This window comes from Providencia sp. PROV189 (assembly GCF_028480065.1).
Lineage (GTDB): Bacteria > Pseudomonadota > Gammaproteobacteria > Enterobacterales > Enterobacteriaceae > Providencia > Providencia stuartii.
In genome coordinates this window covers 1-3,295 of record NZ_JAMPOG010000055.1, presented here as the reverse complement: position 1 = coordinate 3,295, position 3,295 = coordinate 1, and the positions used below count along the sequence as shown (strand labels likewise).

The window sequence follows — 3,295 nt, the reverse complement described above, 5'->3', positions numbered from 1 at the left end:
TTGCTTACCTAATACGTGCGCCGCTTCATAACTATCTTCTGCACTATAAGTAAATTTACCACCAACTGTTGAACCATCTGGCATAAGTATCGGTGGTGACGTTGGCGCTTCACCTGTAGGTAACTCGTTAATTATACTATCAGGATTATATATTGGTGGATGAGGTATCTCAGATGCAAAAGCAGCGCTGGATAATCCTAATGTTGTAATTATTACTGCTGAGATTTTAGTTAGTTTCATGAAAACTCCTAGTATTTATTTAACACACTTCAAAACATAGAGCTGAATTATACATACAACAAAATAAAGATCTACAAATTGATCTTAATGCAGAATAAAAATCTTTTCACAATGATCTGATAAAGATCATCAAATACAGATCAATATGAGATGATCTTTTAGTGACTACATTTAAAAAACATAGGTATGTATTCGTACTACGGCGATCTAAGACCGACAGAAGCGCATGAAAAGCTACATGAAAATGCTGCGATAAAATATGTGATTGGTTCAATGGCGGCAGTCAGCCAAGAGTCTACAAAAGTTTCGAAAGACGAAGGTGAGCGAGTAGCATCAACACATAATTAACATGCTCAAGACGTCAGGAATCAATGCCGAAGCTAGAATGCAAGGCTCTGTTGCATTGGATATTCATATCGAAGGTCATTCTGACGTAGATATGTTGATACTGAAATCGGACGTAATTACTGTCCAAAGACCAGCTTTGCCCGGTACCTACTACTCAGATTCAAGCGATACTCGGCCAATGGTTGATATTGTAAGAGAGTTAAGACTTCAAGCAGAAGCGAAACTCAAGTCTCGCTATCATGCCGCTGAAGTAAACACTAGTGGAGCCAAATCGATTGCCCTTAGTGGTGGTAGCCTTAGACGAAAAGTGGATATCGTTCCAAGTAGTTGGCACGATACGCATGACTACCAAAGATCAAAGCTTGAGCACTTCAGAGCAGTAAAAATTTACGACAAAGACAATCATGCTTTAATTGAGAACAAGCCTTTTCTGCACATCAAGAAGGTAAATGACAGAGACACTCAGTACGGCGGCAACCTTAAAAAAGTAACTCGGTTAATGAAAAATATAATTGCCGACATGCCAGATTATAAGAAATCAAAAGCAAAAAAACTGACTAGTTATGACATTGCTGCGATTGCCTATTCTATGAACGAAAGATTGTCTTGCAGCCAATACCTACCGCTAACACTCCTCGATAACTTGCGTTCATACTTGCTAATCATTTCATATCTTGATGACGAAAGAAACGCGCTAATAGTCCCTGATGAGTCAAGAAAGATATTCAATGCAGAAGAAAAAGTAGAGGCATTAAGGATACTCTACAACGAAGTCAATGATCTTGCTGAAGCTGTTCAAAAAGCCATTAACCCTCTGAAAGATAAATATGACGGTGATGTATTACGAAATCGCCAAGTGGTGTTTTTTTAGCAGACTAATTAAATGCCCTTCTCGCAATGAGGGGGCATTACACTTAATCAGAAATCAAATCGGAAACTGACACCCTCAAAGCATCAGATATCTGATAGATCTTGGTGAGGGTAATGTTCTGATCACCTCGTTCAATGTGTCCCATATAACTACGGTCGATCCCTGCAAGATCAGCCAACGCTTCCTGAGATAAACCTTTCTCTTTTCTCGTTTGACGAACTTTTTCACCAAAAGCGACTAAGCGCGGATCTTTCATAATTGCTCTGCCCAAAAGACAGAACTATCACCAAATGCAGTCTATATCACCACGGGATATATCGCTCATTTTGAATTAATCTGATATTACGATTTCAATACACTAGGATAACAACATGAAGCTAAGTACTTTGATTCACCGGCAAGGTGGCTTTTGCTTTTACTGTAGAAAGCCGCTTCTTGAGCGTGATGCATCTATTGATCACATCATTCCAAGCTCAATGGGAGATTACCAAGGATTTACCAACCAAGTTGCATGCTGCACACTCATGAATAGCATTCTGCAAGACTTACCACCAAAGCATAAAATAGAACTGCTTTTGAACTGGTGGGGACGGTCACCTTGTCCCAAGGATATGGCACTTTCCCTTAAAGAAATCGAGAAGCAGCGACAGAACAAACTAAATTCAAGTTTTAATGAGCCAATCTACGGCTATAAAAATGGTGGCTTAATAACAGCCGATGAAAATGTAATCTTGGAAGTACCGGAGGAACTTGAAGAGTTAAGACCTATGAAAAAGTAACAATTTCTCTAGATTCTTGAAGATGGACTTTGTTAGAACACGGTGAATATGACATTGTATAGAATTCACCGGCTTTTTTCCCTGCACCACTGGCAAACTCACCAATTAAATACTCATAAGCATCACCCAAAATATCGGTATTGGCATCAGTTAAATTAAAACTTAATTCATCGAGCTTATTAATGATGCTCGCAATCAATTCATTTTTAGCCGCTTCAGTATTTCCCAGCTTGCTAGAGGTTAAATCTAAATCTTCAAATAAGTTACTAAAATCATCGACAGACTCTGAGCCCAATGTGCTTTGCTCAATCCCACGTAGTATCTTACTCAAGTCCTCTAAGATAAAACCTTGTCCAATCGCTTCAATCGCATCACTTTTCACCGCCTCAAGGATATCGGCATAATCTGGTGAATGAATGTCCAGTGAACTGTAGGTTAAGCCATCTTGTTTCAAAATATGGTCTGCATAGTTAGCAAATTGCTCAGATAAATACTTATAAAAAGTAAAACCTAAACAGTAATCACGAAATTCATCTGCATGCATTTTGCCACGCAAAGAATCCGCGATATCCCATAATTTCCCTTGAAGTTCACGCAATTGCTGTGCGTCATTTGCCGTTGTCATGTCATTACCTTGATGATTGAATAACTACCACTCACATTACCCTAAGTAGTAGGGCGTGAAAGGCACTGTGGACACAAAATATCATGACATTATCTTATCATAAAATCGTGTTGAAAATTCACTATGACTGGCAGCCTTAGAAGCTCAAAAATCCACCTAAACACCTTAAATCTATTTTGAATCCCCCAATACCAGTATTAGCATAAGAGCCCAAACTCTTAACATACCTAGTGCGCACTAAATTCAAATAATAATACGCAATATGCACACAAAGCGAAGCTAAACCAAGCCAATAAACGCTATTAATATCAAATTTAAAAATTATTGTGACTAGAGCGTGTTGATCTTTTCGGTATAAAAAGTAGACAGCAAATGGGGCTGTTATAATGGTTTCGCCAAAAATCAAAAAAACACCCCCAAATGCCGAGACTT

Annotated in this window: 7 protein-coding genes; 3 read left to right on the top strand and 4 right to left on the bottom strand. The window is 38.6% G+C overall.

Annotated features, from left to right (window positions below):
• On the bottom strand, nucleotides 1-240 hold a 240-nt coding region (locus PR833_RS19665; protein ID WP_272526450.1), incomplete at its 3' end, for a hypothetical protein.
• 186 nt (nucleotides 241-426) lie between these two features.
• Here PR833_RS19665 and PR833_RS19660 point away from each other — a divergent pair.
• Both PR833_RS19660 and PR833_RS19655 read left to right on the top strand, forming a co-directional pair.
• Entirely contained in the window at nucleotides 427-588 is a 162-nt protein-coding gene (locus tag PR833_RS19660; RefSeq protein ID WP_272526449.1) for a hypothetical protein, read from the top strand.
• A gap of 37 nt (nucleotides 589-625) precedes the next feature.
• On the top strand, nucleotides 626-1,459 hold the full coding sequence (locus tag PR833_RS19655; protein ID WP_272526448.1) for a hypothetical protein: 834 nt from the start codon (nucleotides 626-628) through the stop codon (nucleotides 1,457-1,459).
• A 43-nt stretch (nucleotides 1,460-1,502) separates the two neighbouring features.
• On the opposite strand, the gene PR833_RS19650 is transcribed toward PR833_RS19655, so the two are convergent.
• Nucleotides 1,503-1,715, bottom strand: coding sequence for a helix-turn-helix domain-containing protein (locus PR833_RS19650; RefSeq protein ID WP_017045299.1), 213 nt, complete (start codon nucleotides 1,713-1,715; stop codon nucleotides 1,503-1,505).
• A gap of 115 nt (nucleotides 1,716-1,830) precedes the next feature.
• Between PR833_RS19650 and PR833_RS19645 the strand changes: the two genes are divergently transcribed.
• Complete coding sequence (locus tag PR833_RS19645) at nucleotides 1,831-2,238, top strand: HNH endonuclease (protein WP_113532876.1); 408 nt, start codon at nucleotides 1,831-1,833, stop codon at nucleotides 2,236-2,238.
• On the opposite strand, the gene PR833_RS19640 is transcribed toward PR833_RS19645, so the two are convergent.
• Both PR833_RS19640 and PR833_RS19635 read right to left on the bottom strand, forming a co-directional pair.
• A complete protein-coding gene (locus PR833_RS19640; RefSeq protein WP_272526447.1) occupies nucleotides 2,225-2,863 on the bottom strand; it encodes a type I restriction-modification system subunit M N-terminal domain-containing protein in 639 nt (212 codons plus the stop codon). The two genes, PR833_RS19645 and PR833_RS19640, sit on opposite strands and share 14 nt — an antisense overlap.
• 136 nt (nucleotides 2,864-2,999) lie before the next feature.
• Nucleotides 3,000-3,295, bottom strand: a 296-nt coding sequence (locus PR833_RS19635; RefSeq protein ID WP_272526446.1) for a hypothetical protein, incomplete at its 5' end; no start/stop codon positions are given.

Excerpts from the sequence above, each read along its gene's own strand:
- PR833_RS19660 (WP_272526449.1), top strand. The coding sequence starts at position 427 with ATGTATTCGTACTACGGCGATCTAAGACCGACAGAAGCGCATGAAAAG.
- PR833_RS19655 (WP_272526448.1), top strand. The coding sequence starts at position 626 with ATGCAAGGCTCTGTTGCATTGGATATTCATATCGAAGGTCATTCTGAC.
- PR833_RS19650 (WP_017045299.1), bottom strand. The coding sequence starts at position 1,715 with ATGAAAGATCCGCGCTTAGTCGCTTTTGGTGAAAAAGTTCGTCAAACG.
- PR833_RS19645 (WP_113532876.1), top strand. The coding sequence starts at position 1,831 with ATGAAGCTAAGTACTTTGATTCACCGGCAAGGTGGCTTTTGCTTTTAC.
- PR833_RS19640 (WP_272526447.1), bottom strand. The coding sequence starts at position 2,863 with ATGACAACGGCAAATGACGCACAGCAATTGCGTGAACTTCAAGGGAAA.